The 25,984-nt window shown below is 57.0% G+C and carries 25 protein-coding genes; 7 read left to right on the forward strand and 18 right to left on the reverse strand.

Features of this window, described 5'->3' with window-relative positions; translation table 11 throughout:
- Positions 1-98: 98 nt before the first annotated feature.
- From QIT27_RS00005 to QIT27_RS00020, 4 genes are all read right to left on the reverse strand, one after another.
- Positions 99-1,904 carry an acyl-CoA dehydrogenase C-terminal domain-containing protein gene (locus QIT27_RS00005; RefSeq protein ID WP_285262531.1) on the reverse strand — a complete coding sequence of 602 codons (1,806 nt, stop codon included), beginning with the start codon at positions 1,902-1,904 and terminating at the stop codon, positions 99-101.
- Between the two features lie 228 nt (positions 1,905-2,132).
- A complete protein-coding gene (locus tag QIT27_RS00010) occupies positions 2,133-2,900 on the reverse strand; it encodes an SDR family NAD(P)-dependent oxidoreductase (protein WP_159341755.1) in 768 nt (255 codons plus the stop codon).
- Positions 2,901-2,917: 17 nt separating this feature from the next.
- The gene (locus QIT27_RS00015; RefSeq protein ID WP_285262532.1) at positions 2,918-4,588 is read right to left on the reverse strand and encodes an AMP-binding protein; all 1,671 of its coding nucleotides are present in this window, start codon (positions 4,586-4,588) and stop codon (positions 2,918-2,920) included.
- A 193-nt stretch (positions 4,589-4,781) separates the two neighbouring features.
- The gene (locus tag QIT27_RS00020) at positions 4,782-5,345 is read right to left on the reverse strand and encodes a TetR/AcrR family transcriptional regulator (RefSeq protein WP_285262533.1); all 564 of its coding nucleotides are present in this window, start codon (positions 5,343-5,345) and stop codon (positions 4,782-4,784) included.
- Between the two features lie 127 nt (positions 5,346-5,472).
- Between QIT27_RS00020 and QIT27_RS00025 the strand changes: the two genes are divergently transcribed.
- Positions 5,473-6,660, forward strand: a complete 1,188-nt coding sequence (locus QIT27_RS00025) for an acetyl-CoA C-acyltransferase (RefSeq protein ID WP_253017363.1) — start codon at positions 5,473-5,475, stop codon at positions 6,658-6,660.
- A 39-nt stretch (positions 6,661-6,699) separates the two neighbouring features.
- Here QIT27_RS00025 and QIT27_RS00030 read toward each other — a convergent pair whose 3' ends face one another.
- Together QIT27_RS00030 and QIT27_RS00035 are read right to left on the reverse strand one after the other, a co-directional pair.
- Positions 6,700-8,391, reverse strand: coding sequence for a methyl-accepting chemotaxis protein (locus QIT27_RS00030; RefSeq protein ID WP_285262534.1), 1,692 nt, complete (start codon positions 8,389-8,391; stop codon positions 6,700-6,702).
- Positions 8,392-8,417: 26 nt separating this feature from the next.
- The gene (locus QIT27_RS00035; protein ID WP_159341750.1) at positions 8,418-8,828 is read right to left on the reverse strand and encodes an arsenate reductase ArsC; all 411 of its coding nucleotides are present in this window, start codon (positions 8,826-8,828) and stop codon (positions 8,418-8,420) included.
- A 146-nt stretch (positions 8,829-8,974) separates the two neighbouring features.
- On the opposite strand from QIT27_RS00035, the gene arsH reads away from it, so the two are divergent.
- From arsH to QIT27_RS00060, 5 genes are read left to right on the forward strand one after another with little or no spacing between them, the layout of a single operon-like run.
- Complete coding sequence (arsH, locus tag QIT27_RS00040; RefSeq protein WP_285262535.1) at positions 8,975-9,694, forward strand: arsenical resistance protein ArsH; 720 nt, start codon at positions 8,975-8,977, stop codon at positions 9,692-9,694.
- A gap of 13 nt (positions 9,695-9,707) precedes the next feature.
- Complete coding sequence (gene arsB / locus QIT27_RS00045; protein WP_253017357.1) at positions 9,708-10,775, forward strand: ACR3 family arsenite efflux transporter; 1,068 nt, start codon at positions 9,708-9,710, stop codon at positions 10,773-10,775.
- 12 nt (positions 10,776-10,787) lie between these two features.
- Positions 10,788-11,450: an NADPH-dependent FMN reductase gene (locus tag QIT27_RS00050; protein ID WP_285262536.1), complete on the forward strand. Its 663-nt coding sequence runs from the start codon at positions 10,788-10,790 to the stop codon at positions 11,448-11,450.
- On the forward strand, positions 11,441-11,848 hold the full coding sequence (gene arsC, locus QIT27_RS00055) for an arsenate reductase (glutaredoxin) (RefSeq protein WP_285262537.1): 408 nt from the start codon (positions 11,441-11,443) through the stop codon (positions 11,846-11,848). Before QIT27_RS00050 ends, arsC begins: the two co-directional genes overlap by 10 nt.
- Before the next feature lie 17 nt (positions 11,849-11,865).
- Positions 11,866-12,180, forward strand: coding sequence for a CC/Se motif family (seleno)protein (locus tag QIT27_RS00060; RefSeq protein ID WP_285262538.1), 315 nt, complete (start codon positions 11,866-11,868; stop codon positions 12,178-12,180).
- Positions 12,181-12,200: 20 nt separating this feature from the next.
- On the opposite strand, the gene arsJ is transcribed toward QIT27_RS00060, so the two are convergent.
- From arsJ to QIT27_RS00100, 8 genes are all read right to left on the reverse strand, one after another.
- Entirely contained in the window at positions 12,201-13,367 is a 1,167-nt protein-coding gene (arsJ, locus tag QIT27_RS00065) for an organoarsenical effux MFS transporter ArsJ (protein WP_502875175.1), read from the reverse strand.
- Positions 13,368-13,416: 49 nt separating this feature from the next.
- Positions 13,417-14,448 carry an ArsJ-associated glyceraldehyde-3-phosphate dehydrogenase gene (locus tag QIT27_RS00070; RefSeq protein ID WP_285262540.1) on the reverse strand — a complete coding sequence of 344 codons (1,032 nt, stop codon included), beginning with the start codon at positions 14,446-14,448 and terminating at the stop codon, positions 13,417-13,419.
- Between the two features lie 128 nt (positions 14,449-14,576).
- Complete coding sequence (pstB, locus tag QIT27_RS00075; RefSeq protein WP_044630110.1) at positions 14,577-15,416, reverse strand: phosphate ABC transporter ATP-binding protein PstB; 840 nt, start codon at positions 15,414-15,416, stop codon at positions 14,577-14,579.
- Between the two features lie 23 nt (positions 15,417-15,439).
- Positions 15,440-16,606: a phosphate ABC transporter permease PstA gene (gene pstA / locus QIT27_RS00080; RefSeq protein WP_159341742.1), complete on the reverse strand. Its 1,167-nt coding sequence runs from the start codon at positions 16,604-16,606 to the stop codon at positions 15,440-15,442.
- 18 nt (positions 16,607-16,624) lie between these two features.
- Positions 16,625-17,875 (reverse strand): phosphate ABC transporter permease subunit PstC, encoded by a 1,251-nt coding sequence (pstC, locus tag QIT27_RS00085; RefSeq protein WP_159341741.1) that lies wholly within the window; start codon positions 17,873-17,875, stop codon positions 16,625-16,627.
- 146 nt (positions 17,876-18,021) lie between these two features.
- Positions 18,022-19,035, reverse strand: a complete 1,014-nt coding sequence (locus QIT27_RS00090) for a substrate-binding domain-containing protein (protein WP_285262541.1) — start codon at positions 19,033-19,035, stop codon at positions 18,022-18,024.
- A 117-nt stretch (positions 19,036-19,152) separates the two neighbouring features.
- Entirely contained in the window at positions 19,153-19,884 is a 732-nt protein-coding gene (locus QIT27_RS00095; protein WP_285262542.1) for a sulfite exporter TauE/SafE family protein, read from the reverse strand.
- Positions 19,884-21,077 (reverse strand): multidrug effflux MFS transporter, encoded by a 1,194-nt coding sequence (locus QIT27_RS00100; RefSeq protein WP_253017342.1) that lies wholly within the window; start codon positions 21,075-21,077, stop codon positions 19,884-19,886. The genes QIT27_RS00095 and QIT27_RS00100 overlap by 1 nt, the downstream gene beginning before the upstream one ends.
- 148 nt (positions 21,078-21,225) lie before the next feature.
- Between QIT27_RS00100 and tal the strand changes: the two genes are divergently transcribed.
- Entirely contained in the window at positions 21,226-22,164 is a 939-nt protein-coding gene (gene tal / locus QIT27_RS00105; RefSeq protein ID WP_285262543.1) for a transaldolase, read from the forward strand.
- Positions 22,165-22,223: 59 nt separating this feature from the next.
- Here the strand turns inward: tal and QIT27_RS00110 are convergent, their stop codons facing one another.
- The 4 genes from QIT27_RS00110 to QIT27_RS00125 all read right to left on the reverse strand — a co-directional run bounded on the left by QIT27_RS00110 (position 22,224) and on the right by QIT27_RS00125 (position 25,939).
- The gene (locus tag QIT27_RS00110; RefSeq protein WP_159341736.1) at positions 22,224-22,742 is read right to left on the reverse strand and encodes an STAS domain-containing protein; all 519 of its coding nucleotides are present in this window, start codon (positions 22,740-22,742) and stop codon (positions 22,224-22,226) included.
- A complete protein-coding gene (locus QIT27_RS00115; RefSeq protein WP_159341735.1) occupies positions 22,732-23,925 on the reverse strand; it encodes a PP2C family protein-serine/threonine phosphatase in 1,194 nt (397 codons plus the stop codon). Before QIT27_RS00115 ends, QIT27_RS00110 begins: the two co-directional genes overlap by 11 nt.
- An 8-nt stretch (positions 23,926-23,933) precedes the next feature.
- Positions 23,934-24,737, reverse strand: a complete 804-nt coding sequence (locus tag QIT27_RS00120; protein WP_253017337.1) for an MlaA family lipoprotein — start codon at positions 24,735-24,737, stop codon at positions 23,934-23,936.
- 80 nt (positions 24,738-24,817) lie between these two features.
- Positions 24,818-25,939, reverse strand: coding sequence for a beta-ketoacyl-ACP synthase III (locus QIT27_RS00125; RefSeq protein WP_159341733.1), 1,122 nt, complete (start codon positions 25,937-25,939; stop codon positions 24,818-24,820).
- Between the last annotated feature and the right edge of the window lie 45 nt (positions 25,940-25,984).

Consider the following 25,984-nt stretch of genomic DNA (forward strand, 5'->3'; position numbering starts at 1 on the left):
AGGGTTTTGAAAAAAAGCGGCAGACGATGCCAAAGGCAAGTCTGCCGCAAACCACCGATCAGTACCCTGACCAGAGAGTGCCTGGTAAATGCTTGGGCTTAAATCTCGAAGCCCAGCCCAAAATCGTCGCTTGAAATGGCCATCAAGCTGCCCGCCCCCGCTTGGATCATGGAAGCGTGCGCTTTAGTGCGCGGTAACAAGCGCTGGTAATAGAACCGCGCTGTATTCAACTTTGTCTTATAGAAAGCGGCATCATCACCGTCCTGGGAGGCAGCCGCCTGCTTGGCAGCACGTGCGAACAGGTAAGCAACCGTCACGTAGCCTGAGTACATCAAGTAATCGACGCTGGCAGCTCCTACCTCTTCACGGTCCTGCATCGCTTTCATACCGATACCCATGGTGAGCTCGCCCCACTCGGCGTTCAGCTTAGCCAGCGGCTCAATAAACTCTTTCAATGCGGAGTTATCCGCTTCTGCTTTGCAGAACTTGTGAATCTCTTTGGTGAATACTTTCAGCGACTCACCTTGACTCATCAGCACTTTGCGCCCCAGCAGATCAAGCGCTTGAATACCGGTCGTACCTTCATAGAGGCGTGTGATGCGCGCATCGCGCACCAGTTGCTCCATGCCCCACTCTTTAATAAAGCCGTGGCCACCAAAAACCTGCACGCCTTCATTGGTACACTCGAAGCCCACTTCCGTCAGGAAGGCTTTGACGATGGGTGTTAATAGACCGAGCAGCGTCTCCGCTCGCTCTTTCTCTGCCCCCGACGCACCGTGCTCAACAATATCCAGCATTTGAGCGGTATACAGCACCAGCATGCGGCCGCCTTCGGCAAAGGCTTTTTGAGTGAGCAACATACGGCGTACATCAGGGTGCACGATGATGGGGTCAGCGACTTTATCCGGTGCTTGGACACCCGACAGCCCGCGCATTTGCAGACGATCGCGCGCATAGCTCAGCGAGTTCTGGAAACTTGCCTCCATCAACCCTAGCCCTTGGATACCTACGCCTAGGCGAGCAGCGTTCATCATGGTGAACATGCAGGCTAGGCCTTTATTGGGCGCGCCCACTAGGTAACCCGTTGCGCCGTCAAAGTTCATGACGCAGGTGGCATTACCATGGATACCCATTTTGTGCTCAAGCGAACCACAGCTGACGCCATTGCGCTCGCCTGGATTACCCGCAGCGTCCGGCAGAAATTTGGGCACCACGAATAGCGAAATACCTTTAGAGCCTTCAGGGGCATCCGGCAGCTTGGCCAGCACGAGATGCACAATGTTCTCAGCAAGATTATGCTCACCGGCTGAGATGAAAATCTTGGTGCCCGTAATTTGGTAAGCATCACCTTCAGCGGGCACCGCACGAGTCTTAATTAAACCAAGGTCAGTACCGCAGTGTGGCTCCGTCAAGCACATAGTGCCTGTCCAAACCCCCTCTACCAGCTTGGTGAGGTATGTCGCCTTCTGCTCGTCGGTACCGTGATGACGCAGCGCATCCGCCGCGCCGTGTGACAGGCCCGGGTACATTCCCCACGCTAGGTTGGTGGCGCAGATCATTTCGGAAAGCATCATCGCCAGCGAATGAGGAAGGCCCTGACCACCCTGTTCAGGATCTGCCGCCAAACTCGGCCAGCCGCCCTCGACATACTGCTGATAGGCCTCTTTGAAACCTTTGGGCGCTTTAACCTCTCCGCCCTCCAGCAAACACCCCTCTTCATCCCCACTCTGATTGAGTGGCAGCAACACTTCGCGAGCAAAGCGCGCGCCCTCTTCCAAAATCGCCCCTACGACATCAGGAGACGCTTCATCACCATGGGGAAGCGCCGCGTAGTGGCTTGGGTAATCAAACATTTCGTCCATCACGAAACGCATGTCGCGCAGAGGGGCTTGATAGCTGGGCATGTCACTTCTCCTAAACAGGGGGCTGAAAGGGGTGGGCTTCACCAACGCCTTTCAAACACATGTTTGAAAATTAGCGCGCACGCTCGACACAGTCAAGCAGTCGTTTGAATTAAACCTCCAAAGGCGCTACTACTTTGGTAGCCACTTATATAACCCCTTGTTCTTAAATACAAAAAAGCCTGCTCAAAACCTCGAGCAGGCTAACCAGAAAGACTTACTTGAAAGCTGTTATTGCATTCGGATACCGCCGTCCAAACGAATTACCTCTCCATTAAGCATGGGGTTGGTAATGATCTGCTCTGCTAGCCGTGCAAACTCCTCAGGCTTACCCAAACGCTTGGGGAAAGGCACGGCAGCAGCTAACGCCTGTGCAGCCTCGTCAGGGATTTCACTCATCATCGGCGTTTCAAATACCCCAGGCGCAATGGCCATGACGCGAATGGCATGTCGGGACAGTTCTCTCGCCGCTGGCAGGCTCATTCCCACGACCCCCGCCTTAGAGGCGCTGTAGGCACACTGCCCCACCTGCCCATCGAACGCCGCAATAGACGCTGTGTTGATAATCACACCACGCTCACCGCTATCACCCGGCGGGTTTTTAGCCATCGCAGCGGCCGCGAGCCGCATCACATTAAAAGTGCCGACCAAGTTGATATGGACCGTGCGCGCATAGCTATCAAGATCGGCGGGGTTGCCTTCTCGATCCACTAGCTTGGCGACGCTCACCACACCCGCACAGTGAACCACGCCAGAAAGCCCGCTTTCGCCACCCAACGCCACCGCCCTATCTATCGCCTGCTGCATATCGGTGGCAGAGGTAATATCAGCGACACAGGCTTTGGCCTGAACACCCAGCTGTTCTGCTAGATTCGACACGCGATCACTCATATCGCACAGCAGCACATTGGCGCCAGCGCTTACCAGCCGTTCTGCCGTGGCCGCACCAAGACCTGAGGCAGCCCCGGTGATCAAAAACGTACGATCCTTTACCTGCATGGCACATGTCCTATGAATTATGAGTGATGACGTACTTGCTCTGCCGCTTGAGCACGTAACTTGAAGCGCTGAATCTTGCCGCTGGGTGTTTTAGGTAGCTCATCGACAAACTCAATCACCCTAGGGAAAGCGTGAGTAGAGAGCCGTTCGCGCACCTGCTGGCGAATTTCTTCGGCCAGGGCATCACTCGGCTCGTAACCATCGCGAAGTACGATATAGGATTTGATCACTTCGCCACGAATCTCGTCTGGCTGCCCCACCGCCGCAGATTCCGCCACCGCTGGATGTGTCATCACGCTATTTTCAACGTCTGTCGGGCCTACCCGATACCCTGCAGTCGTGATGATGTCATCGTCACGGCCTGCAAACTGGAACGAACCATCCTCATTGCGAATCACCACATCGCCGGTCAGGTAGTAGCCATTAACGAAGGGGTCTTTCTCCTGCCAGGTATAGCCTTGGAAAAAGTGAGCGGGTGAGTTCTTGATATCCACCGCCAGCACACCGGGTTCACCGGGTGGCAGCTCATTGTATTCCGCATCGAGAATGGCCAGACGGTAGCCCGGCATAGGAACGCCCATGGCCCCCACATGCTTAGGGTGCTCGAGAGAGTGGTGGTTATTACAGGTCATTCCGGTTTCCGTTTGGCCATAATGATCCATGACCGGGCAACCCAAGGATTTTTCGACCCAGGTGACGACCTCGGTGTTGAGCGGCTCCCCTGCAGAGCTGGCTGCTCGCAGCGTCAACGTTTGATGAGCGTCGTCAAACAGGCCTGACGCTTTCATCAATCGGTAAGCCGTAGGTGCCGCCGCGAAGTTGGTAATGCGATGACGTGTCATAAAGGCCAACGCGCCCTCAGCACTAAAACCAGCCTCGCAAAAGTGCGTGGTAACGCCCAAGAGCAGTGGCCCTGCAATAGCGTAATAGAGACCGTAGGCCCAGCCTGGGTCTGCCATGTTCCAGAACCGGTCATCCTCACGCAGATCGACCGCCAACTCCATATAGAGCGCAAATGCGGTCATACCCGACAGCGGCACGGCGACACCTTTGGGCTTTCCCACCGTGCCCGAAGTAAACATCTGTAGAAACGGCTTATCCGGCGACAATCTAGGCGGCCTGTCGCTCATTGACGTATACGTCAACGCAGCCTGCCAGTCGTGATCGTTAGGGTGCTCTCGGGTTGCGCCGCCCACCGCCAATACCGGTGGACACTGGCTCAAACCGTCGAATTTATAGCGGTTTACGCGATCGGTAATCACCAGCTTGGTGTCTGCTCGGCTAAGCCGATAATCCACGGCGTCCGGCCCAAAGGCAGTAAATAGCGGCTGGTAGACAGCCCCAATGCGCCATGTTGCCAGCACGGTGATCAGCAAATTAACAGAACGGGGCAGCATGCAGGCAATCCGGTCGCCTTCACCGAGCCCTTGGCTTTTGAACCAGCCCGCTAATTGGCCGCTCTGCTGATCAAGTTCGGAATAGGTCAGCGTATGGGTTTGGCCCTGGGTATCTTCATGTACTAGCGCCAATACATCACCACGCCCTTGGCGCACGTGCCGTCCACAACAGGCTTCAAAGGCGTTTAAATATCCATCCTGATGGTCGTCAAGTTTGGCGACAACGCTATCAACCGAAAAGCTTTCAAGAAAAGTCGAATACGGGGGAAGTGACGTGGATGTTGCTGTCATGACGGCTCTCTTATGTTGTTGGTCGTGAGCACTCGGGCAGGCAGGATTCAGCGTGGCATTGGCATTATTGTGCGTTTACGTTAACGGAAACCTACCGATAGACCAACGCTAAAAGCATTTACCCAAGAGCGCAAGCCACAAGCGCGGCCATGAGGTTAGACGTTGGTCGATTGGGAAGAGACAGCGCCAAGCATTAGCGCGATAGAATCATTGCTACCAGCTCATCAGCAAGGTCGTCTGGCGTGCGCGAGCCGTTGGGATCATACCAACGAACAGTCCAGTTCAACGCCCCTAAGATAAAGCGAGAAACGAGGAAGCGGTCGCCATGAATCAGCCCTGCCGCCAGAGCGTCATCAATCACCTCAACCCACATCGCCTCATAAGCATCGCGTAGGTGGCTAAGGTGGGCGCTGGCGGCGGGGTCTAAACGTCGCCATTCAAACAGCGCCACCACGTGAGCATTACGATCTGCAAACAGCGTTTCCAGGTGCGCCCTTGCCATGGCATGCAGCCGAGCTTCTGCACTGTCGGGGCAAGATTGCAACGCGGCTTTTGCGATGCCTAGTGCGTTCTGGGTGCCCTCCTCAATCACTGCTGCCAGAATTTCCTGCTTATCTTTGAAGTGATGAAACAGGCTGCCGGACTTGATGCCCATTTCCTGGGCCAGCATGCGCACCGTGGTGCGATCAAAGCCCTCTTGGACGAATAGCTGAGCTGCTAAGCGCGTCAATTCCTTGCGGCGAGGAGATGCATTCATTACATTCATGTCATTTACACTAGCGCTTGCTTGGTTACGTAGGAGAAGACCACAGGCCCGCGAACGGGTCAACGCATCGCTAAACACTCAGCCCGATAATCACAAAAAATCTATCAGGAGATAGACAATGAGTAGCGCTACCGACGTCGTCTTTTTATCCGCCACTCGCACCCCGATGGGCGGCATGATGGGCAGCCTTTCCAGTATGAGCGCCCCTGAACTTGCCGCCGTGGCAATCCGCGCTGCCATCGAGCGCGCAGGTATCGATGCCGCCTCCATCGAAGAGGGCATCATGGGCTGCGTGCTGCCTGCTGGTGTCAAACAAGGCCCTGCCCGCCAGGCGATGCGCCAGGCAGGCATTCCAGATGCCAACGGTGCCACGACCATCAATAAGCTCTGTGGCTCGGGGATGAAAGCAGCCATGCTTGCGCATGATTTGATCAAAGCAGGCACCGGCGACATTCTGCTGGCAGGCGGCATGGAGTCGATGTCCAACGCTCCCCACGTGCTGACCAAAGCGCGCAGCGGCTACCGCCTGGGCCACGGCGAGCTGAAAGACCACATGTTCTTGGACGGTTTGGAAGACGCCGAAACGGGCAAGCTAATGGGCGTTTTTGCCCAAGAAGTAGCCACAGAAAGGGGCTATACGCGCGAGCGGCTGGATGATTTCGCCATTGCGTCCTTAGAGCGGGCGATGGCCGCCACCAACAACGGCGACTTGGACGCCGAAATGGCGCCAGTCACGGTGACGACGCGCCAGGGTGAGACGATCGTCTCCCACGATGAGCAACCCTTTCAAGCCAAGCTAGACAAGATACGGCAGCTGCGCCCAGCGTTTGCCAAAGATGGCACCATCACCGCAGCCAACGCTAGCTCCATCTCCGATGGCGCGTCGGCACTCATTTTGGCAAGCCATGCAGCCGCGCAGCGCCATGGCGTTAAACCATTGGCAAAAATGCTGGGGCATGCGACACACTCGCGTCACCCAAGCGAATTCACCATTGCGCCGGTGGGTGCCATCGATAAACTGATGAAAAAGCTGGGCTGGGGCGTCAACGATGTCGACTTGTTCGAAATCAATGAAGCCTTTGCCGTCGTGACGCTCATGGCCATGGACGACCTAGGCTTGCCCCATGACAAAGTGAACGTCTTTGGCGGTGCTTGCGCTCAAGGCCACCCGGTGGGCTCCACGGGATCGCGGATCATCGCTACGCTGATCCATGCACTACGCGCCAAGGGAGGAAAACGCGGTATTGCCAGCCTCTGCATTGGCGGTGGAGAAGCCACCGCCGTTGCCGTTGAGCTGATGGATTAAACGCCCAACAGCTCGCCCATCGCGTGCCTTGGCTTTGCTTTATGCCAGGGCGCGCATATCGTCCTTATAGTCACGATCCTCCGATTCAGCGCTAGCCATGGCCTGCCAATCCAATTGCTCTAGAGGCTGCGACTCTTCCACCGACTCTTCGCTGGCCTCAGCACTGTCGATACCTTCGGCTATTTGGAACTGCCCTGCATATTCACGCATCTGCAGCGCTTCCTGTGTCAGACCTTCCGCACTCTGCGCCGTTTGATTCACCAACCGCATCGTGTCTTGCGTCGTCGCATCGATCTGCGTGACCGCCACGTTGACCTCTTCGATACCGCGCCGCTGCTCCTCGGACGCTTTGGCCATTTGTGCCATCAAGTGCTCGACTTCGGTCGCCGCCTGCATGATGGCCCGCGTGTGCTCACCCGCCTGCTGAGACAGTTCACTCCCCTCTTCGACGCTCTTGCGGGATGCCTCGATGCGCGCACGAATATCGTGGGCGGCATCGGCACTGCGCGTGGCGAGCGCTCGCACTTCGCTGGCGACGACCGCAAAGCCGCGACCATGCTCACCGGCACGAGCGGCCTCGACCGACGCATTCAATGCCAAAATATTGGTTTGGAAAGCAATGCTTTCGATCACGGTAATGATGGTTTGGATTTCTTCGGAGTGCTGGTTGATCGACCGCATGGTGGCGATGAACTGAGAAATGACCTCATCTCCCTGCTGCGCCTTGTGAGACACGTCAGTGGTCGAGCGATTGACGTGGGCAGCACTTTCCGCATTCTGATTGACCGTGGCGGTGAGCTGTTCGAGGCTGGCGGCCATTTGTTGCAGTGCCGACACCTGAGAGTCGGTTTGGCCAGCCAGCTGCTGGCTTTGTGTCGCCATGGCTTGGCTATCGGTATAGACCTGCTGGCTACTGTTATTGAGCTGATTCACAGTCGTGGTCAGCGAGCGCTGCATATTCGCCAGCTCGGTAAAGAGCAGGCCAATTTCATTATTGGCGTGCGCTTCCACCGGCGAGGATAAATCACCTTTAGCAATACGTTTGAAGTGCTGAGTAATGACGCGCAGTGGACGCAGTACGTTACGACGCACGCCCCATACCACGAGCCCCACCACCAGCAGTGCCAGGACGACGACTCCGATCACACCCATGAACAGCAACGATGAGACGTTTTCGAAGCGTTCGGACAGACCAGCACCACGCGCTACCGAGTAGCCGTAGAAGGCTTCCGCCGTATTGACGAACTGTTGGCTGCTGTCATCGACCCGCGACTCGCCAGATAAAAAGCCGCGCACGTCGCGCTCTTCCAGCATCATCATCTGCAGGCTGAGGTTGTTATTCACCAGGGATTGGAAATCGTTAGACAATTGCCCTACTAGATCCGGCAACTCCCCCTCTGGGAAGCTCGCCTCGAAAGCATCAAAGTGCGTGGACGCCGAAGCCAGCAGTCGTTCCGCTTCTTCCAGCAGCGGCTCGGGACGATCGAACGACGGCGTGCGAATCAACTCCGCCGCCCGATTCATCTGTACCCGGGCACGCAGTAGCTGCGTGTAAGCACTGTTCAGCTCACGCACCTGGGCCATGTCACGCTGCTGCATCGATGTAAACGCATCGCGCCCAAATTGGTTGGCAAACAGACCCAAGCCGCCGATGGCTAGCACCAAGCAGGTAAAGGTCACGAGTACCAGCGTCCAGCTTGCTTTGACGCTTAAGTTATTGATGAATTTCATGGTGCACTCCGTCGAGATAGGAATGATCAGCTTTTTTGTAGCGGTAGCCACAGCTGTAAACGGTGGCGGATCTCGAACAGCGCCTGCTCGTAAGCATCCAACTTACTCATCAGACGAGGGTCACGGATGTCCCAGAATAAAATCTCGTCAGCCTTTCCTTGCCACTCCCGGCACGCCTGCTGGGCTTTGTCACACAGTACGATCACCACGTCGAACGTGTCATTCTCGAATTGATCCAGCGACTTACTGTGCAGCCCCTCTGTCGAAAGACCCTGTTTTTTCAAGGCTTCAAGGGTTAACGCATGGGGCTCATCAGGTTCCGAGCCCGCACTGAAGGATTCGAAGCGATCACCGGCCATATGGCGAAGTAGCACCTCCCCCATGAGAGAGCGCGCAGAGTTGGCATTGCAGAGAAAGAGCACGCGACGCTTCGACATAATTCAACAACCTCTTATTTAATTTTACATCGTCACCATACGCCCCGATGATGACGGAGATATTGCAACCCAGACAGGCGGCTAGAAATATACGAAAAAACATATATCATGAAAACCACCTATCGATTGTCGACCAAGGAGCCCCAATGGCCCTGTTTGAGGAGTTACCCAATCTCGCCCCTGAGTGCTTTCAAACCCCTAGCCTCGAATTATTGGGGTTACCGCCCTCCTCGCTTCCCGCCCCCAAGGTGCTACTGCTATACGGCTCTCTTCGTGAGCGCTCGTTTAGCCGCTTGGCGGTTGAAGAGGCCGCCCGCCTGCTGAACGCGATGGGCGCTGAAACACACATTTTTAACCCGCGTGGCCTGCCTCTCCCAGATGCCGAGGATGCCAGCCACCCCAAGGTGGAAGAGCTACGCTCACTGGCGCAGTGGGCAGACGGGATGGTGTGGTGCTCGCCGGAGCGTCACGGAGCGATGACGGGCATCATGAAAGCCCAAATCGACTGGATTCCCCTAGCGCTTGGCGGCGTACGCCCTACCCAAGGCAAAACCCTGGCCGTGATGCAGGTCTGCGGTGGTTCACAATCGTTCAACACGGTGAACCAGCTGCGCATTTTGGGCCGCTGGATGCGCATGGTGACGATCCCCAATCAATCCTCCGTGCCCAAAGCCTTTATGGAGTTCGATGAGAACGACCGTATGAAGCCGTCGCCGTTTTACGACCGCATCGTGGATGTCATGGAAGAACTCGTGAAATTCACCCTGCTAGTACGAGAGCGCAGCGAGCTGCTCACGGATCGATACTCAGAGCGTAAAGAGAGTGCCGAAGAGCTCTCCAAGCGCGTTAACCAGCGGGCTATCTAATCAAGGAGCGAGCATGTCACATCAGGAGCAAGCAGCCCCCAGCAGTGCTGACATGGGGCTTTTCGAACGTTATCTGTCGCTTTGGGTCGCCGCTGCGATTGTGGCCGGTATTGCGTTAGGCCAATGGGCTCCCGCCATTCCCGAGGCTCTTTCACACTTTGAATACGCGCAGGTGTCGATCCCGATCGCCGTCCTGATATGGGCGATGATTTTTCCCATGATGGCGCAAATTGACTTTAGCGCCATTGCTGGCGTTCGCCGTCAGCCGAAGGGGCTGGCCATCACCACCACGGTAAACTGGCTCATCAAACCCTTCACCATGTTTGCCCTGGCATGGCTGTTTTTCATGGTGATATTTAAACCTTGGATATCGGATGACCTAGCCAGCCAATACCTCGCGGGAGCCATCTTGCTGGGTGCGGCGCCCTGCACCGCGATGGTCTTCGTCTGGAGCTATCTGACCCGTGGCGACGCAGCCTACACGCTAGTGCAAGTGGCGCTCAATGACCTGATTATGCTGTTTGCCTTTGCGCCGATCGTGGTCTTGCTGCTGGGCATCTCTAATATTCAGGTGCCCTGGGATACGGTCCTGCTGTCGGTAGTGCTCTACATCGTCATTCCCCTGGCAGCAGGCTACCTCACGCGGAAAACCCTTATCGCCAAGCGCGGTGCCCAGTGGTACGACAACGTTTTTATGAAGCGCATTGGACCTATCACGCCCATGGGCCTGATCATTACCCTGGTCCTGCTGTTCGCGTTTCAGGGCGATGTCATTCTCGACAATCCGCTGCATATCGTACTGATCGCCGTTCCACTAATTCTGCAGACGTTTTTGATCTTCTTCATTGCCTATGGCTGGGCAAAAGCGTGGCGCGTACCGCACCCTATTGCGGCACCTGGGGCGATGATTGGTGCCAGCAACTTTTTCGAGCTTGCCGTGGCCGCCGCCATCGCGCTGTTCGGCCTTCAGTCGGGCGCTGCGCTAGCTACGGTGGTGGGTGTACTGGTAGAAGTCCCGCTGATGCTGGCCCTAGTGCGCATTGCCAATAACACGCGCCAGCACTTCCCTACTCATGCTTAAGGAGCCTGCTTGATGGCGCACTATTTGATTTTTCTCGGCTCGACCAGAACGTCAACGCCTCCCGCGCCCGCCCGCCTGGGCGAGCGGGTAGCCAAAGCGTGCTTGCGCTTACTCAGCGCCCAGCGCGATACGACGGCGGAGATTATTGACCCGCTCTCATTCGATTTGAGCGGTCCGTTTAAACCGCATTTTGCCTACTCTGCCTCCACCGTACCGGATGACTTGGATGCCCTGGCAACGAAAATCGACCGGGCAGACGGCTACGTGATGGTCAGCCCAGAGTACAATCACGCGATGAGCCCGGCGCTGAGTCATTTATTGAATCACTTTGGCGCGTCGCTATTTGCGTTCAAACCCAGCGCCATCGTGACCTACTCCATGGGCCAGTGGGGCGGCGCCCGCGCGGCGGTGAATATGCGCTCGTTTCTATCCGAGCTGGGCTGCTTGCCCGTTTCAGCGATGATACATATCCCGAAGGCCCACGAAGCCATCGATAGCGATGGACAATTTCAGGCGGAGCAGGAGCGCTGGGAAAGCTATTTTGGTCGGACGCTCGCGCAGCTCATATGGTGGGCCGACGCCGCCAACGCACATAAAGCCGAGCAAGACCCCACTCGCCTATCGCCCGCGTTTCATCATACCCCTAGCCAACGTGACGCCCCCTCATGTCAGTAACCATTTACCACAACCCTAACTGTGGAACGTCCCGCAATACGTTAGCCATGATCAAGGCGTCAGGGGAGTCCCCTGACGTGATCCACTACCTGGAAACACCGCCAAGCCGAGAGCGCTTGGTAGAATTGCTGGCGATGATGAAGCTGCCACCGCGAAAGCTGCTGCGCCGCAAAGGCACGCCTTACGATGAACTGTCCTTGGATGACCCAACGCTAGACGATGAGCAGCTTATCGATGCCATGATGGCCCACCCGATCCTCATCAATCGCCCAATCGTCATCACCCCCAAAGGGGCAAAACTCTGCCGACCTTCCGAACAGGTGCTAGCGCTGCTGGATCGGCCGGTGGCGCACTTTGTGAAAGAGGATGGCGAGCGTGTTGACTATCCACCCCAATAAGAGGCACTCACGCAGCAATGAACCCGATCATTGATATAGAAGAAACAGCGGCTGCGTTTATCAAGCAACAAGGGGGCGTGGTCACCGTGAGATGCTCCCCCCATCACGGCTGCTGCGGAGGCACGTCGCGTATCGCCATCGCTGAGACACATGCACCTGACGACACATCGGCATTTGAAAGCCACTTTCTCGAAGGGGTCTGGCTCTGGGTAGCCCCAGAGCTTGCTCGGCAGGGCTTGCGACTACGGGTGGAAGGCTGGTGGAAACTCCAGCGACTCTTCGTCGATGGCGCCCCGCTACGCGCAGGGCACCAGGACACGCCCACGCCGTGAATCGGCGTGGTGCGCTTTGCTCACGCCACCTGCTTGGGCAACGCGAGGGCCATGACGGCGCTTGCCGCCACCAAGGCAGCCGCTACCCAGAGGCAGGCGCTCAGGCCGTATGCCATATAGAGCCACCCGGAGAGCAGCGTGCCGACCAAGCGCCCCATGGCATTGGCCATATAGTAAAACCCTACGTCCATCGAGACGCCGTCAGCGCGGGCATAGTGAACGATCAGATAACTGTGCCAACTGGAGTTCACGGCAAACAGCACGCCAAACGCCAACAGGCCCACCACCAGCCAGCCCACCTGCGCCAAGGGAAGTAGCGCTAGCACAATGGCCAAAACGGCCAGGGCGGCGGCCCAGCCAGCGGTGATGGTTCTCGCATCGCCTTTTAGTAAGGCAGTGAGCTTCGGCGCTTGGGTTTGCACTCCGCCGTACCCAATAATCCAGGCCGCCAATAGCCCGCCGACGGTCCAGTGGCTCCAGCCGTGCTGATCATAAAGAAAGACCGGCAGCGCCACGACGAACCACACGTCGCGCGAGGCAAACAGGCAAAACCGCGCGGCCGAGAGCACGTTGATGGCGCGGGATTTAGAAAAGATCTCGGTGAACTTGGGTTTGACTTTTTGCTTGCCCAAATCCGCTTTGAGACGCCAGAGCGATAGCAACAGCACGGCAGCCAGCATCACCGCCATGGCGATAACGGCTCCGCGAAAGCCAATCAGCGTGAGCAGCACACCGCCAACGAAAAAGCCTAGGCCTTTCAGGGCATTTTTAGAGCCGGTCAACATAGCGACCCAGCGATATAAGGCGCTGTTGGCATTGGCACTTGTGGCCGGCACCAGCACCTTCACAGCGCTTTTTGCGCTCATTTTATTGAGGTCTTTGGCAATGCCTGACAGCGCCTGAGCGGCCATGACCCACACCACGGTCAGCATGCTCGCCGGTACCATGAGCATGGCGAGCGCCACGATTTGCAGACCCAACCCCACGTTCATGGTGCGGTTCAAGCCCAATCTCGCCCCTAACCAGCCCCCCACCAAGTTCGTCACCACGCCAAACGCTTCGTAGAAGAGGAACAGCATGGCGATTTCCAACGGCGAGTAGCCGAGCTGGTGGAAATACATCACCACCAGCATCCGCAGCGCGCCGTCGGTCACGGTGAACGCCCAATAGTTGCCTGTAATCAGCATGTACTGGCGCACCTCGAACGGTAGCGCCTTGACTTTATCCAGCAGCGATTCAGCCACGACCCACTGGCTCCTTGCCCACCTTACGTGCCAGCTCGGCGGTACGATTGGCATAGCCCCACTCGTTGTCGTACCAGGCGTAGAGCTTTAACTGAGTGCCGTTCACCACCATGGTAGAGAGGGCATCAATGATCGAGCTGCGCGGGTCGGTGCGGTAGTCGATCGATACCAGCGGGCGCTCTTCATAACCGAGGATGCCTTTCAACGGCCCTTCGGCGGCCGCCTTGAGCGCTTGATTTACCTCCTCGACGGTTACTTCCCGCTCAAGCTCGAACACCATATCGGTGAGCGACGCGTTGGCCAGCGGCACACGGATCGCGTGGCCGTTGAGCTTGCCTTCTAGCTCAGGAAAAATCGCCGTAATGGCTTTCGCCGAGCCCGTGGTAGTAGGGATGAGACTCATGCCGCAGGCGCGAGCGCGACGCAGGTCTTTATGAGGGGCATCGAGAATGGTTTGGGTGTTGGTGATGTCGTGTACGGTGGTCATCGAGCCATGACGGATACCGAAATGCTCGAGAATCACTTTAACGACCGGCGCTAGGCAGTTAGTGGTGCAGCTAGCGGCCGTAACAATACGGTGCTTGGCTGGCTCAAACAGGTGATCGTTCACGCCCACCACCACATTGAGCACGCCCTCCTCTTTCACCGGCGCACTCACCACCACGCGCCCAACGCCTTGATCCAGGTAAGCCTGCAGCTTGTCGGTACTCTTCATTTTACCGGAGCATTCGATGACCACGTCGCAGCTGGACCAATCGCTTTCCGCGATGGTTTTATGAGTGCTAAAGGCCACCTCATATCCATCAATGACGATGGCATCCTGACGCGACGTCATGCCCTTTCCTGGCGTCCATTGGCCGTGGACGGAATCAAACTCCAATAAATGGGCAAAGGTGGCCGCATCACCACCAGGGTCGTTGATACGCACCAAGGTCACCTCGCCTGTCGTCACCTGCGACCAAAGGCTGCGCAGCGCTAGGCGTCCAATACGGCCAAATCCATTAATACCGATGCGAAGTGACATAGGGGAAGTCTCCAAATATGCAATAAAGGCCCAGCCTACCGCTTATATACGAAAAAACATATGTTGGTAGTCGAAAAAACGCTGCTTGAAAGCCCGCCATGACAGCGGGCCAACAAACAGCAGTCTATTTAGCCGTAACGGCCTGAGATGTAGTCTTCGGTCTTCTTCTGTGCGGGGGTCGAGAACATCACTTTCGTGTCGTTGTACTCGATGATTTCCCCCAGGTGGAAGAACGCCGTGTAGTCCGCCACGCGCGCCGCCTGCTGCATGTTGTGCGTCACGGTCACGATGGTGAACTGCTCTTTCAGCTTGTCCATCAGGTCTTCGATGGTGGCCGTGGAGATCGGGTCCAGAGCGGACGTCGGTTCGTCCATCAAAATCACATCCGGCTGAACGGCAATGGCTCGTGCAATGCACAAACGCTGCTGCTGACCACCAGAGAGCGAAGTGCCCGGCTCTTGCAGCTTGTCCTTCACTTCGTTCCACAAGCCAGCATCGCGCAGAGCCTTCTCGACCAGCTCGTCCTGGTCGGCTTTACGGCTCACCAGGTCGTGCATACGCGGCGCGTAAGCGATGTTTTCGTAGATCGATTTCGGGAACGGGTTAGGCTTCTGAAACACCATCCCTACCCGGCGGCGCAGCGCCACTTCATCCATCTTGCCAGCATTCACATCCTGGCCGTCCATCTCCACCAAGCCTTCAATATGTACGCTGGGAATCAAGTCGTTCATACGGTTCAAGCAGCGCAAAAAGGTCGATTTACCGCACCCCGAAGGGCCAATCAGCGCGGTCACGTTCTTCTGGAACAGGTCGATGTTCAGCCCTTTCAGCGCTTGGCTCTTGCCGTACCACAGGTTGAGGTCGCGAACACGAATGCTGAGATCGTGACATGCTTGCTCGTTACGCGTGTAGGGCTGGCCAACGTCTGGTGCATGCTGCTGATTCATAACGGGTGCTTGGCTATTCATAAGGTGTCCTCTTGGGCGCCGGCTTACCAGCGGCGCTCGAATTTCTTGCGTAGCACAACGGCAAAGGCGTTGAGCGAAATCAGCACAGACAGTAGCACTAGGATGCCACCAGCGGTTTTTTCAACGAAGGCCTGCTCCGGCTCGCCTGACCAGGTAAAGATCTGCGCGGGCATGACCGTGGCTGCCTGGGTAAAGGAAGCGCTGACATCCGGAATGAAGGCCACCATCCCTACAATGATCAGCGGTGCAGTTTCACCCATCGCCTGCGCCAGGCCAATGATCGAACCGGTCATGATACCGGGCATCGCCAGCGGAAGAACGTGATCACGAACCACTTGCCAGCGCGAGCAGCCTACGCCAAATGCCGCATGGCGAATGGAGTCCGGCACACTACGCAGTGCCGTACGGGTGGCAATGATGATGACGGGAAGGGTCATCAGCGCCAGCGTCATACCGCCTGCCAGCGGAGATGAGCGCGGCACGCCAAAGAAGTTGATGAAGATCGCCAAACCTAGCAGACCAAACAGAATCGACGGAATCGCTGCCAAGTTGTTGATGTTGATCTCGATGATCTGGGTAAAACGATTATCCGGTGCGAACTCTTCCAGATAGATGGCCGTCATCACGCCAATGGGGAAAGAGATCAGCAGCGTCACGATCATGGTCATGACCGTCCCCACCACCGCCGACAAGATACCGGCGTTCTCGGCGATTTTCGAATCCCCTGAGCCGAAGAACGTTTTATTGAAACGCAAATCCACCTGACCTGAAGCAACCCGCTCGTCGATTTCGGCTTTCTCTTCGTCGCTCAAGCTGTTGCGGTGTCCTTTCAAATACTGGTCCACTTCGCTGTTGGCCAGCATCCAGCGCTGCTCGGAGGTACCGATCATGTCGGGGTTATTGCGCAGCTGCAGCGGAATGACGCGAACCTCGGTGCGGCTAATCAGCGGCACCAACTCCTCGTCAAACGCTTGACGACCATCGCGGCTCGCCTCTTCGGTGTAGTTGATCTCGGTATTGATATAGGCCTGCTGGAACGCAGGTAACCCTTTGCTCAGCATGTCGGCAAAGAACAGCACCAAGAACAGGCCTGCTAAACCCAGCGCGCCCATGGAGACCCACTTCAGGCGGGCCGACTTACGGTGACGCCGCTTAAGCTGCTGGCTGATCTCGTCAAAAGAGTGGCTCATCGAATCAGTTCCTCGGCGTTACAGGTTGTTCACGCGGTATTTTTCGCGGAAGCGACGAATCATTAATACAGAGACCAGGTTGAGCGTCAGAGTGACGACGAACAGCACCAGGCCCAGTGCAAAGGCTGACAGCGTCTCCGCACTCTCGAACTCTTGGTCGCCGGTCAGCGATGCCACGATACGGACGGTCACTGTCGTCATGTCTTCCAAGGGATTGGCCGTCAGGTTCGGGCGCATACCGGCCGCCATGACCACGATCATGGTTTCACCCAGCGCTCGGGACATCCCCAGCAGCGCCGCAGAGATGATACCGGGCAGTGCCGCAGGCACGACCACGTCGCGAATGGTTTCGCCTTTGGTCATTCCCAGTGCCAGCGAGCCCTGGCGCATGCTATCGGGCACCGAGTTGATCACGTCGTCAGAGAGCGAGGAGATAAACGGAATGATCATGATGCCCATGACCACACCCGGCGCAACGGCGTTGTTGTAAGACGCATCCAGCCCAAAGAAGCCGGCGATATTGACGATGATCGGTGCCACGGTAATGGCGGCGAAGAAGCCGTAAACCACGGTGGGAATACCTGCCAGCACTTCGAGCACCGGTTTAGCGATCGTGCGCACCCGTTGAGGCGCGTACTCCGACATGTAAATCGCTGACAACAGACCGATAGGCACCGCGACCAACAGCGCAATGGCCGTGATCATGAAGGTGCCCGCGAACAGTGGCACCGAACCGAACTCAGCGCTGCTGCCGTCACCGCGCCCTGCAGCCGCTAGAAAGCTCGCACCGGGGTTCCAGGTTGTACCGGTGATGAAGTCCCAGAAACTGTGCATTTGGAAGAAACGCAGCGCTTCCGAGATGATCGAAAACAGAATACCGAACGTGGTAAAGATCGAGATCATCGCCGCGCCGGTCAGCACCCAGCGAATCACCCGCTCGATGGCTTGGCGAGCGTGAAAGTGGGGCTTCACTTGCGCCACCCCAACCGCCAACCCGGCTGCGGCGACCACCAAGCTCGCAGCCAGCAAATACATGGGCGGTATCTCCGCACCTAACAACAGCAGTAGCAACGACCCTAGCGCGCCCACCAGTACCGCAGGCCCTGCCGTTGAGAGAACAGCAAACCAGGCATACTGATCAGGCTGTGCGAACATCGCCGTGCCAGAAGCACGCACCCGCGCAGCCTTCGCTCGGCCTACAAAAAAGGCCACTAGCCCAAGCAGCAAGAGCACTGTGCAAAAGAGTAAAAGTAGCTGGTTTGTTTGCATCGAATTTCTCTCGCATCACCTAATGAAATCGTGTTGGCTGCTACTTTGGATTAAAAACATGACAGCAATATGACAAAGACAGCGCACCCCAAAACAAATGGCCGGTAGCATCCGCTACCGGCCATTTCATCACTATCGAATAGCGATTATTTCAGGTCAGCCGCCACCAGCTTGGTGCGGTCAGCCACTTTCTGACGAGCTTGCTCACGCTCGGCTTCCGGCAGCGGAATCAGACCAAGATCAACCAGGTAACCGTCATCGCCAATCATCTGATCTTCCATGAACATGTTGGCGTATTCGTACATCGGCGGTACTTCGTCAGCGTGCTGGTTCTTCAGGTAGAACCACAGTGAACGAGCTACCGGGTACTCGCCAGAGCTGATAGCTTCGACTTCCGGCTCAACACCGTTGATGGACGCACCCATGATGGTGTCCGGGTTCTCCACCAGGAAGGAGTAGCCGAAGATACCGAAGGCACCGGTGTCTTCTGCCAGGCGCTGAACGATCAGGTTGTCGTTCTCACCGGCGTCGATGTAAACACCGTCGGTACGGATGTCGGTGTAACCTTCTTCACCGTAGATGTCCATCTCGGTAGAAGCGGCTTCCATGACCAGTTCTTCGAACGCGTCACGGGTACCAGACGTGCTGGGCGGGCCATAGATAGAGATGGCGCGGTCCGGCAGAGAAGCGTCGATGTCGCTCCAGTTGGTGTAGGGGTTGTCAACCAGTTCGCCGTCTACCGGCACCTGGGCGGCAACCGCCAGGAAGATTTGCTCAAGCGTCAGATCGATCGGCTCGTTGGTGGCCGCCAGACCCAGAACGATACCGTCAGAACCGATTTTCGCTTCGGTGATATCAGTAACGCCGTTCTCTTCGCAACGCTCGAGCTCAGAAGACTTCATGCGACGAGACGCATTGGTGATGTCCGGCGTGCCTTCGCCAACACCGTTACAGAACAGACGAATACCACCGCCAGAACCTGTGGACTCGATGACCGGCGTCGGGTAGTTGGTCAGCGCGCCGAACTCTTCAGTCACGTAGCTGGCGAACGGATAAACAGTGCTGGAGCCGACGATGCGAATCTGGTCACGTGCTTGTGCCACACCGGCAACGCTCATTACAGCCGCCGCGATGACGGTAGTTTTTAGAATACGGTTCATGCGAAATACTCCTGTCGATGTAGGGTTCTGGCCTTCGCATGACGTACTTTGCACCCCTTCGATGACATCTTTATGACATCACCCAAAACGTCTCCATTTTTTTAAGAAAATCTCGCGCTAAAGCAATAAGCCCAATGCCGCGAACGTGCATAGCCCCAGCGAAAGACGCTGCAACAGCGGTTTATCCAGTCGGTGTGCGATTGCATCCGCCAGCGCATTACCCAACAAGACGGCAGGTAGAAAAGTGAGCGCCAGCTTGAAATGCCAAACGCTGATCTGCCCTGCCAACGCCAGTGTCAGCAGAGTTAACAGCGAGGTGAGAACAAAAAAGGCGGCTAGGTTGCCGCGCATGCGGTCCGGCGAGAAACCGTGCATGAGCAGCACGATGGGCGGCCCGCCAATGGCCGCTACCGTGCCAAAAACACCGGAAAGAACACCCGCGATAAAGAGAGTGATGCGGTTCACCGGCAGCTCGAAACGGCATAACGTGACCAGTACCGCAAACAGTACGATGGCGGCTATCAGCTTTTCCAGCACTACCATTGGCGCGGCCAGCAACAGCCAAAGCCCCAGACCGTTCCCCGGTAAGCGCCCCACCAAGGCAACGCTCATCTCTTTTAGTCTCACTTCATGCCAATAACGGCGAACCATCATCAACGAGACCGTGAAACCAAACAGCACCAGAATGACCGGCACCAGCCGGGGTTCGATCATCAGTAGCAGCGGTGCGCCCACCACTGCCAAGCCAAACCCCGTCGCCCGCTGCACGAAAGCACCGAGTAGCAGTACGGCGGCGCTGCCAAGCCAATGGGTCAATGGCATGTCTAACCACTGCAGCAGGCTATCCATTACAACGCATCGTCTGCCTTAGGGGCCTGGGTCAGGACTCTCACGCCGATGTTGCCCAGTAAGGCCGCTCCTAACATGGTTAGCACCATGGGCCACACATGCTCTACTTGGAACAGGCCCACCAGGACGCCCGCCAGCGCCCCACAGCTAAACTGGATACCGCCGAGCAGCGCGGTCGCCGTGGCACTGATATGGCCAAAATGATCCAGTAGCGATGAGATGGCGTTGGGAGTGATCAAGCCAATCATACCGGTGAACATCATGACCAACGGCACCACCACATAGAGCGACGCCACATTCAGCGCTGCGGCCAGCACCAACCCCAGAGCAGCCGCTAACTGAACGGCCAATCCCAAGCGCAAATTTTGCTGCGGCGTGCGTTTTCGCAGCAGATAGATATTGACGCGGTTGGAGAGCGCAATCACCACGACGTTCACCCCAAACACCAGAGGGTAGACGCTGGGCGAGAGGGAGAAGTAATCCAAATATAGAAAGGGCGATGCGGTGACGAACGCAAACAGCCCCGCAAACGATGCGGCGACCGCACAGATGTATCCCATGCCCTCTTTATGACGCAGCACGCTGGCATAGTTGCGAATTACTTGACGGGGCGAGGCCGCTGGCAAATTGGTATCGCGGGTTTCGGGCAAGCGGGTTCCTAGCAGCCAGAGTAAGAAACCGGCATAAACGGCCAGAAAAACGAAGATCAGCCACCACCCCGCGATATGCAGCAGCAAGCTGCCCACCGCTGGCGCCACCAGCGGGGCCAGCATCATGATCATGGCCATGGTGGACATGACCTTGGCCGCCTCCCGCCCGCTAAAACAGTCGCGTACGATGGCCGCCGAATTCACGACGCAAGCACCACCGCCCAATGCTTGAATAAAGCGCCAAATCAGCAGTGACGTCAGGCTGTCGGCAGTGGTGATCATCAGGCTTGCCAGCATGAACACGACCAAACCGCTGAGCAGCACTGGCTTGCGCCCTACTCGATCGGAGAGTGGGCCAAAACAGAGCTGCCCGAGCGCGAACCCAAACAAAAACATACTGATCGAGAGTTCGGTATGGTGAATGCTGGCATCGATGCTCTCGGCCAGAACGCCGATGGCAGGCAGATAGGCGTCGATCGCAAACGGCGCCAACGCGGTGTTGGCCGCCACCAGCAGCGCCACTCGACGAGGATTAAGTTCCATAAGCCTCCTTACTATGGGCGTGAGAGAGCGGAGGAGACCGCCAAAAAGATAGGCCGCTAATCATAATCGATTTCAATTCATTTGTCGGTGTCTGTTCGTTGCGCGCGCCCCTTGCTAAAGTACTCCAAAGACAACCAAGGAGCACTGCATGGCCACGAGCTTACTAAGCCAATTAAAAGAGATGACCACCGTGGTGGCTGATACGGGCGACCTTGATGCGATTCGCCGTTTTCAGCCTCAAGATGCCACGACCAACCCCTCACTGATTCTACAGGCCGCTCAGCAAGAAGAGCGTCGCGCGCGGCTGGCGAGCATTGCCAAAGAGAGCACCGACATCGACGAGGCTGTCGACCGTGTGGCAGTGGATATTGGCAGCGAAATCAGCGAGCTGGTACCCGGCTACGTATCGACCGAAGTCAGCGCCCGCCTCTCTTTTGACCGTGACGCCACGATTGCCAAGGCGCACTCGCTCATCGAACGCTATGCCCAACACGGCGTGGGCCCGGAGCGGATTCTGATCAAGATGGCCTCTACCTGGGAAGGCATTCAGGCCGCCCGCCAGTTGGAGCGCGACGGTATTCGTACCAACCTGACCTTGCTATTCGGCTTTGCTCAGGCGCAGGCATGTGCCGACGCCGGTGCCACACTCATTTCACCGTTCGTTGGCCGTATCCTCGATTGGCACAAAGCCCGTTCGCCGGAAGCCGACTTTAGCGGCGCCAATGACCCGGGCGTGCAGTCAGTGAAGCGCATTTACGACTACTACAAAGGCCACGGCTACCCCACGATCGTCATGGGTGCCAGTTTCCGGAACGTAGGTGAAATTCAGGCGTTGGCAGGCTGTGACCGTTTGACCATTTCCCCCGCGTTACTCAATGACCTTGACGAACAGCAGGGCGAGCTGCCGCGCCAATTGACGCCCATGGGAGCCAGCAGCTCTGTCGACCAAGCGCTGTCCCAGGCTGACTTTCGATGGGAAATGAACGAAGACGAGATGGCGACCGACAAGCTGGCCGAAGGTATTCGGAAGTTCATGGCCGACCAGCGTAAGCTCGAGGAGCTGCTCAGCCAACTACGCCAAGGCTAAGACGACGCGATCGTCCGCGCTCGCTCGACGCCCTCTTGTCTGCCAGGCAAGGGGGCGCGTTATTTATGCGCCACCGCAGATTGCGCTTCGAGCATTTCGACCAGCGGCTGGAACTGCTCGCGATTATGCTCGTTCATATGCATCAAAATGCGATGCGCTTCTAGTATACGCGTACGCAGGCCCTCTTCATCGGCAGGCTCGGCGGGCAAGTCCTGCATCGATGAGTTCAGCGTTGAACTCGGCTGCAAAGGTGCTTCCATGAGCGTGAAAAAGCGCGCAAAGCCCATGACGTCGAGCATCTGCCTGACATCCGGGTTATCAGCAATGATGGTCGGAGGTTGCTCCAAACGCCCTTTGACAGCCATGGCGACCTTCGCCAAGAAGCCAAGCGCCGTGGAGTCCACGTTACTGGCTTCCCGCAGGTCGATCATCACCGCCTGAAGGCCAGGGGTTTCCGCGAGACGTTGTGCTTGGGTATCGAGCGTGGCGCATAGCGTCAACCGCACGTCGCCACAGAGCTTTAAGACAAAAACACCAGAGTTGAACGCCGCTTTGATGCGGCCCTCTTCAATCAGCATGACCAAATCCGCTCACCATCATGATTGTCAGGTCATCGGGCAAAGCATCGCGGTCTTGGTTCGCCTCGTCATCCTCATCGCCCTCTTTGAGAAGCGAATTGGTGCTGGCTAGCCGGTCGCGCAACTGCTCAAGCGTGACACTTTCGCTAACGAGTTGCTCAAGTTCCGTGAGCCGCGTGTCGAGCGTTTTACCCGGCAAGCATTCCAATACACCGTCTGAACACAGCCATAACCGAAAGTTGGCCGGTAAAGCACAGCTAAGCGAAGGATACTCCACATCAGGGAAAAGGCCTACCGGCATTCCTTCCCCTGCTAAGCGCTCCAGCTTACCGTCGGCCGCTAGTAGCGGCATGGGTAACTGCGCACCGAGCGAATAGTGAAGAGTCTGTTGCTCGTGGTCAATAACACCGACAAATAAAGTGGCATGTTTTCCGATGTCGGTATCCTGAAGCTCTCGATTCATGGCAGCGAGCCAGTTCGGCGGCAGCTGCTCGGGCGCTTGGCCGTCCCACTCGTTGAGCCATCGGTTGCACAAATATTTGAGCAGCACCGTGACGAAGGCAGACGATGCGCCGTGCCCCGACACATCGGCGAAGTAGAACGCGCTGAAACGGTCGTTGTAGCGCTGATAGTCGAGAAAGTCGCCCGACAAATAGAGCGATGGCGCGAACCAGTAGTCGTAATACACACCGCTGATCACCTTGGGGTGCGCGGGCAGCAGGCGTCGCTGGATGTGCCCGCCGCTTTGCTGATCCATCCGCAGCAGGGCCAGATGCGTTTCGAGGCTCTCATTGAGCTCTGCCAACCGCGCTCGATCCCGATCACGCTCCTGGGCCAAGGTATGCAGCTCGATCGCTTTACGGATCATTCTGCGCAGCAGTTCGGTGTGGCGCAGCGGATGAACGATGTAGTCCACCAGGCCTACATCGATGGCCTTGATCAAGTCAGCGTCTTGACGGGAGTCGCTGACGACCAACGTAGGCAGCCGATGCGTCAACTGTGACCACTGCTGGCGCGGCACGGCTCGGGCGTGAGCCACGATCAGCGCGGTGCCGCTAGGAAGATGGTCAATGTTATCGGCGGCAAACACCCACATGCCGTCGCAGGTAATCGCCTCGGCCAGCGCATCGCGCTCGGGGCCGGGCTCGTCGATTACCGCGATCAACTGCTTAGCGTGATCCATGTCAGGCCTCAATCGGCGAAGTCGTCGTCACCCACATCGGTATCGTCGAAATCAAAATCGTCCATGGCAAACGGGTCATCGCCTAACTCCCCGTCATTGACTTGAAACTGTCGCCGCTGCAAATAAGCATCACGAACGAAGCGGTAGCGGTCTCCGGAAATCAACGACTCTTGATCCAACAAGTCGGCGCGAAGATGAATGATATCGAGCGCCGTCAAACCTGCACGCAGTTGGTGATCGTCGATATACGTGATCGGATGCGCGGCAAAGTCCACCGGTAGGCCTGACGCATCCCGCAAGGTGCGCGGACCCAGAAGCGGTAACACTAAATAGCGCGAATCATCCCAGCCCCATACGGCCAGCGTTTGACCAAAATCTTCTTTATCGGCGGTGATCTCCATCAGCGTTGCGTAATCGAGCAAGCCACCGATACCCACCGTGGAGTTGATCAAAAATCGTGACGTTGCCAGTCCCGCGTTGGCAGGTTTGCCCTGCAGCAAGCTGTTCAGGGCCGTGCGTATTTCCCCTAAATTAGAGAAAAAGTTACCGACCCCGGTTTGCACCGGCTCGGGGGTAACGGCGTTATACCCCTGCGCCACGGGTTTGAGCGCGTAGCGATCCAGCACGTCATTGAACTCAAATACGCGCCGATTGAATCCTTCCCAGGGGTCCTGAGGGTCAGCCGCCATCGGTGGCTCAGACGCGTTGCCCTCTTGCGGCGACCCCGTACTGGCACACCCGCCCATGCTCAACGTCGCAAGCAGCAGTAACGGCAGCAGTTTTTGCCATGCACTTCGCGCCTGTGTTTGCATTGCCCACCCCTTCAACATGCACTGTCCTTCTTCAACATTGACCGCTTTTCTAGACATCCACTCACCCACTACCCACCCGATTACTGGCGACGAACGACCACGCTTCCCGCGCTGTAGCCTGCGCCAAACGAGCAAATCACGCCGATATCGCCTTCCGATAACGCCTCGCGGTGAAGATGAAAGGCGATGATCGAGCCTGCCGAGCTGGTATTGGCGTAGCGATCTAGGATGATCGGTGCCTGAGCCTCGCTGGGCTCTTCTCCCAGCACTTTACGGGCAATCAAATCGTTCATGTGACGGTTGGCCTGATGTAACCACATCCGCGTTAAATCCGCCCCCGACAGCTCTAATGAAGCGAGATGGTCAGTGATGAGCTTGGCCACCATGGGGCACACCTCTTTGAATACGCGGCGCCCCTCCTGCACAAATAGCTTATCCAGTGCCTGCGGGTCGCTGTCGGTGACTCGATTCAAAAAACCCGCATTATTACGAATCGCATTGGAAAACTTGGTGACGAGCCGTGTACCTAAAATGTCATAACGCTCTTTAGCCACGGCCACATCGCTATTTTCCAATACCATAGCCGTACAAGCATCGCCGAAAATAAAGTGGCTGTCACGGTCTCTAAAGTTCAAATGCGCCGAACAGATCTCCGGGTTGACGATCAGCGCCCGCTTGACGCTGCCTGACGCAATCGCATTGGCCGCGGTTTCCAGCGCAAACGTGGCAGAACTACAGGCCACATTCATATCGAAACCGTAGCCAGACGTTCCCAGCGCTTGCTGCACTTCTACCGCCACCGCCGGATAGGCGCGCTCCAGATTCGAACACGCCACGATCACCAGCTCGATATCGGCCGCCTCGACCTGCGCCGCCTCTAGCGCCTGGCGCGCAGCCTGAGTGGCCATGTCGCACTGAATAGAGGGTTCGTCATTGTGCCGCTGAGGCAGTTTAGGTCGCATACGCTCAGGGTCAAGGATGCCCTCGGCATCGAGCACGTAGCGGCTCTTGATCCCCGACGCTTTCTCGATGAACTCACTGCTGGAGTACGCCAGTGCCTCTTGCTCTCCACGCGCGATGGCGTCTGCATGCCGGGCGTTGTGCTGATCGACCCAGGCATTGAAAGCAGCGACCAACGCCGCGTTATCGATGGCGTTTTCCGGCGTATAAAGTCCTGTACCGGTGATCACTACATTGGTCATGCTGTCTCCTTAGGCGGCCTCAAGGCGTCACGCCGAAACCATCCA

The sequence above is a fragment of the Halomonas sp. LC1 genome (genome assembly GCF_030247125.1).
GTDB lineage: Bacteria > Pseudomonadota > Gammaproteobacteria > Pseudomonadales > Halomonadaceae > Vreelandella.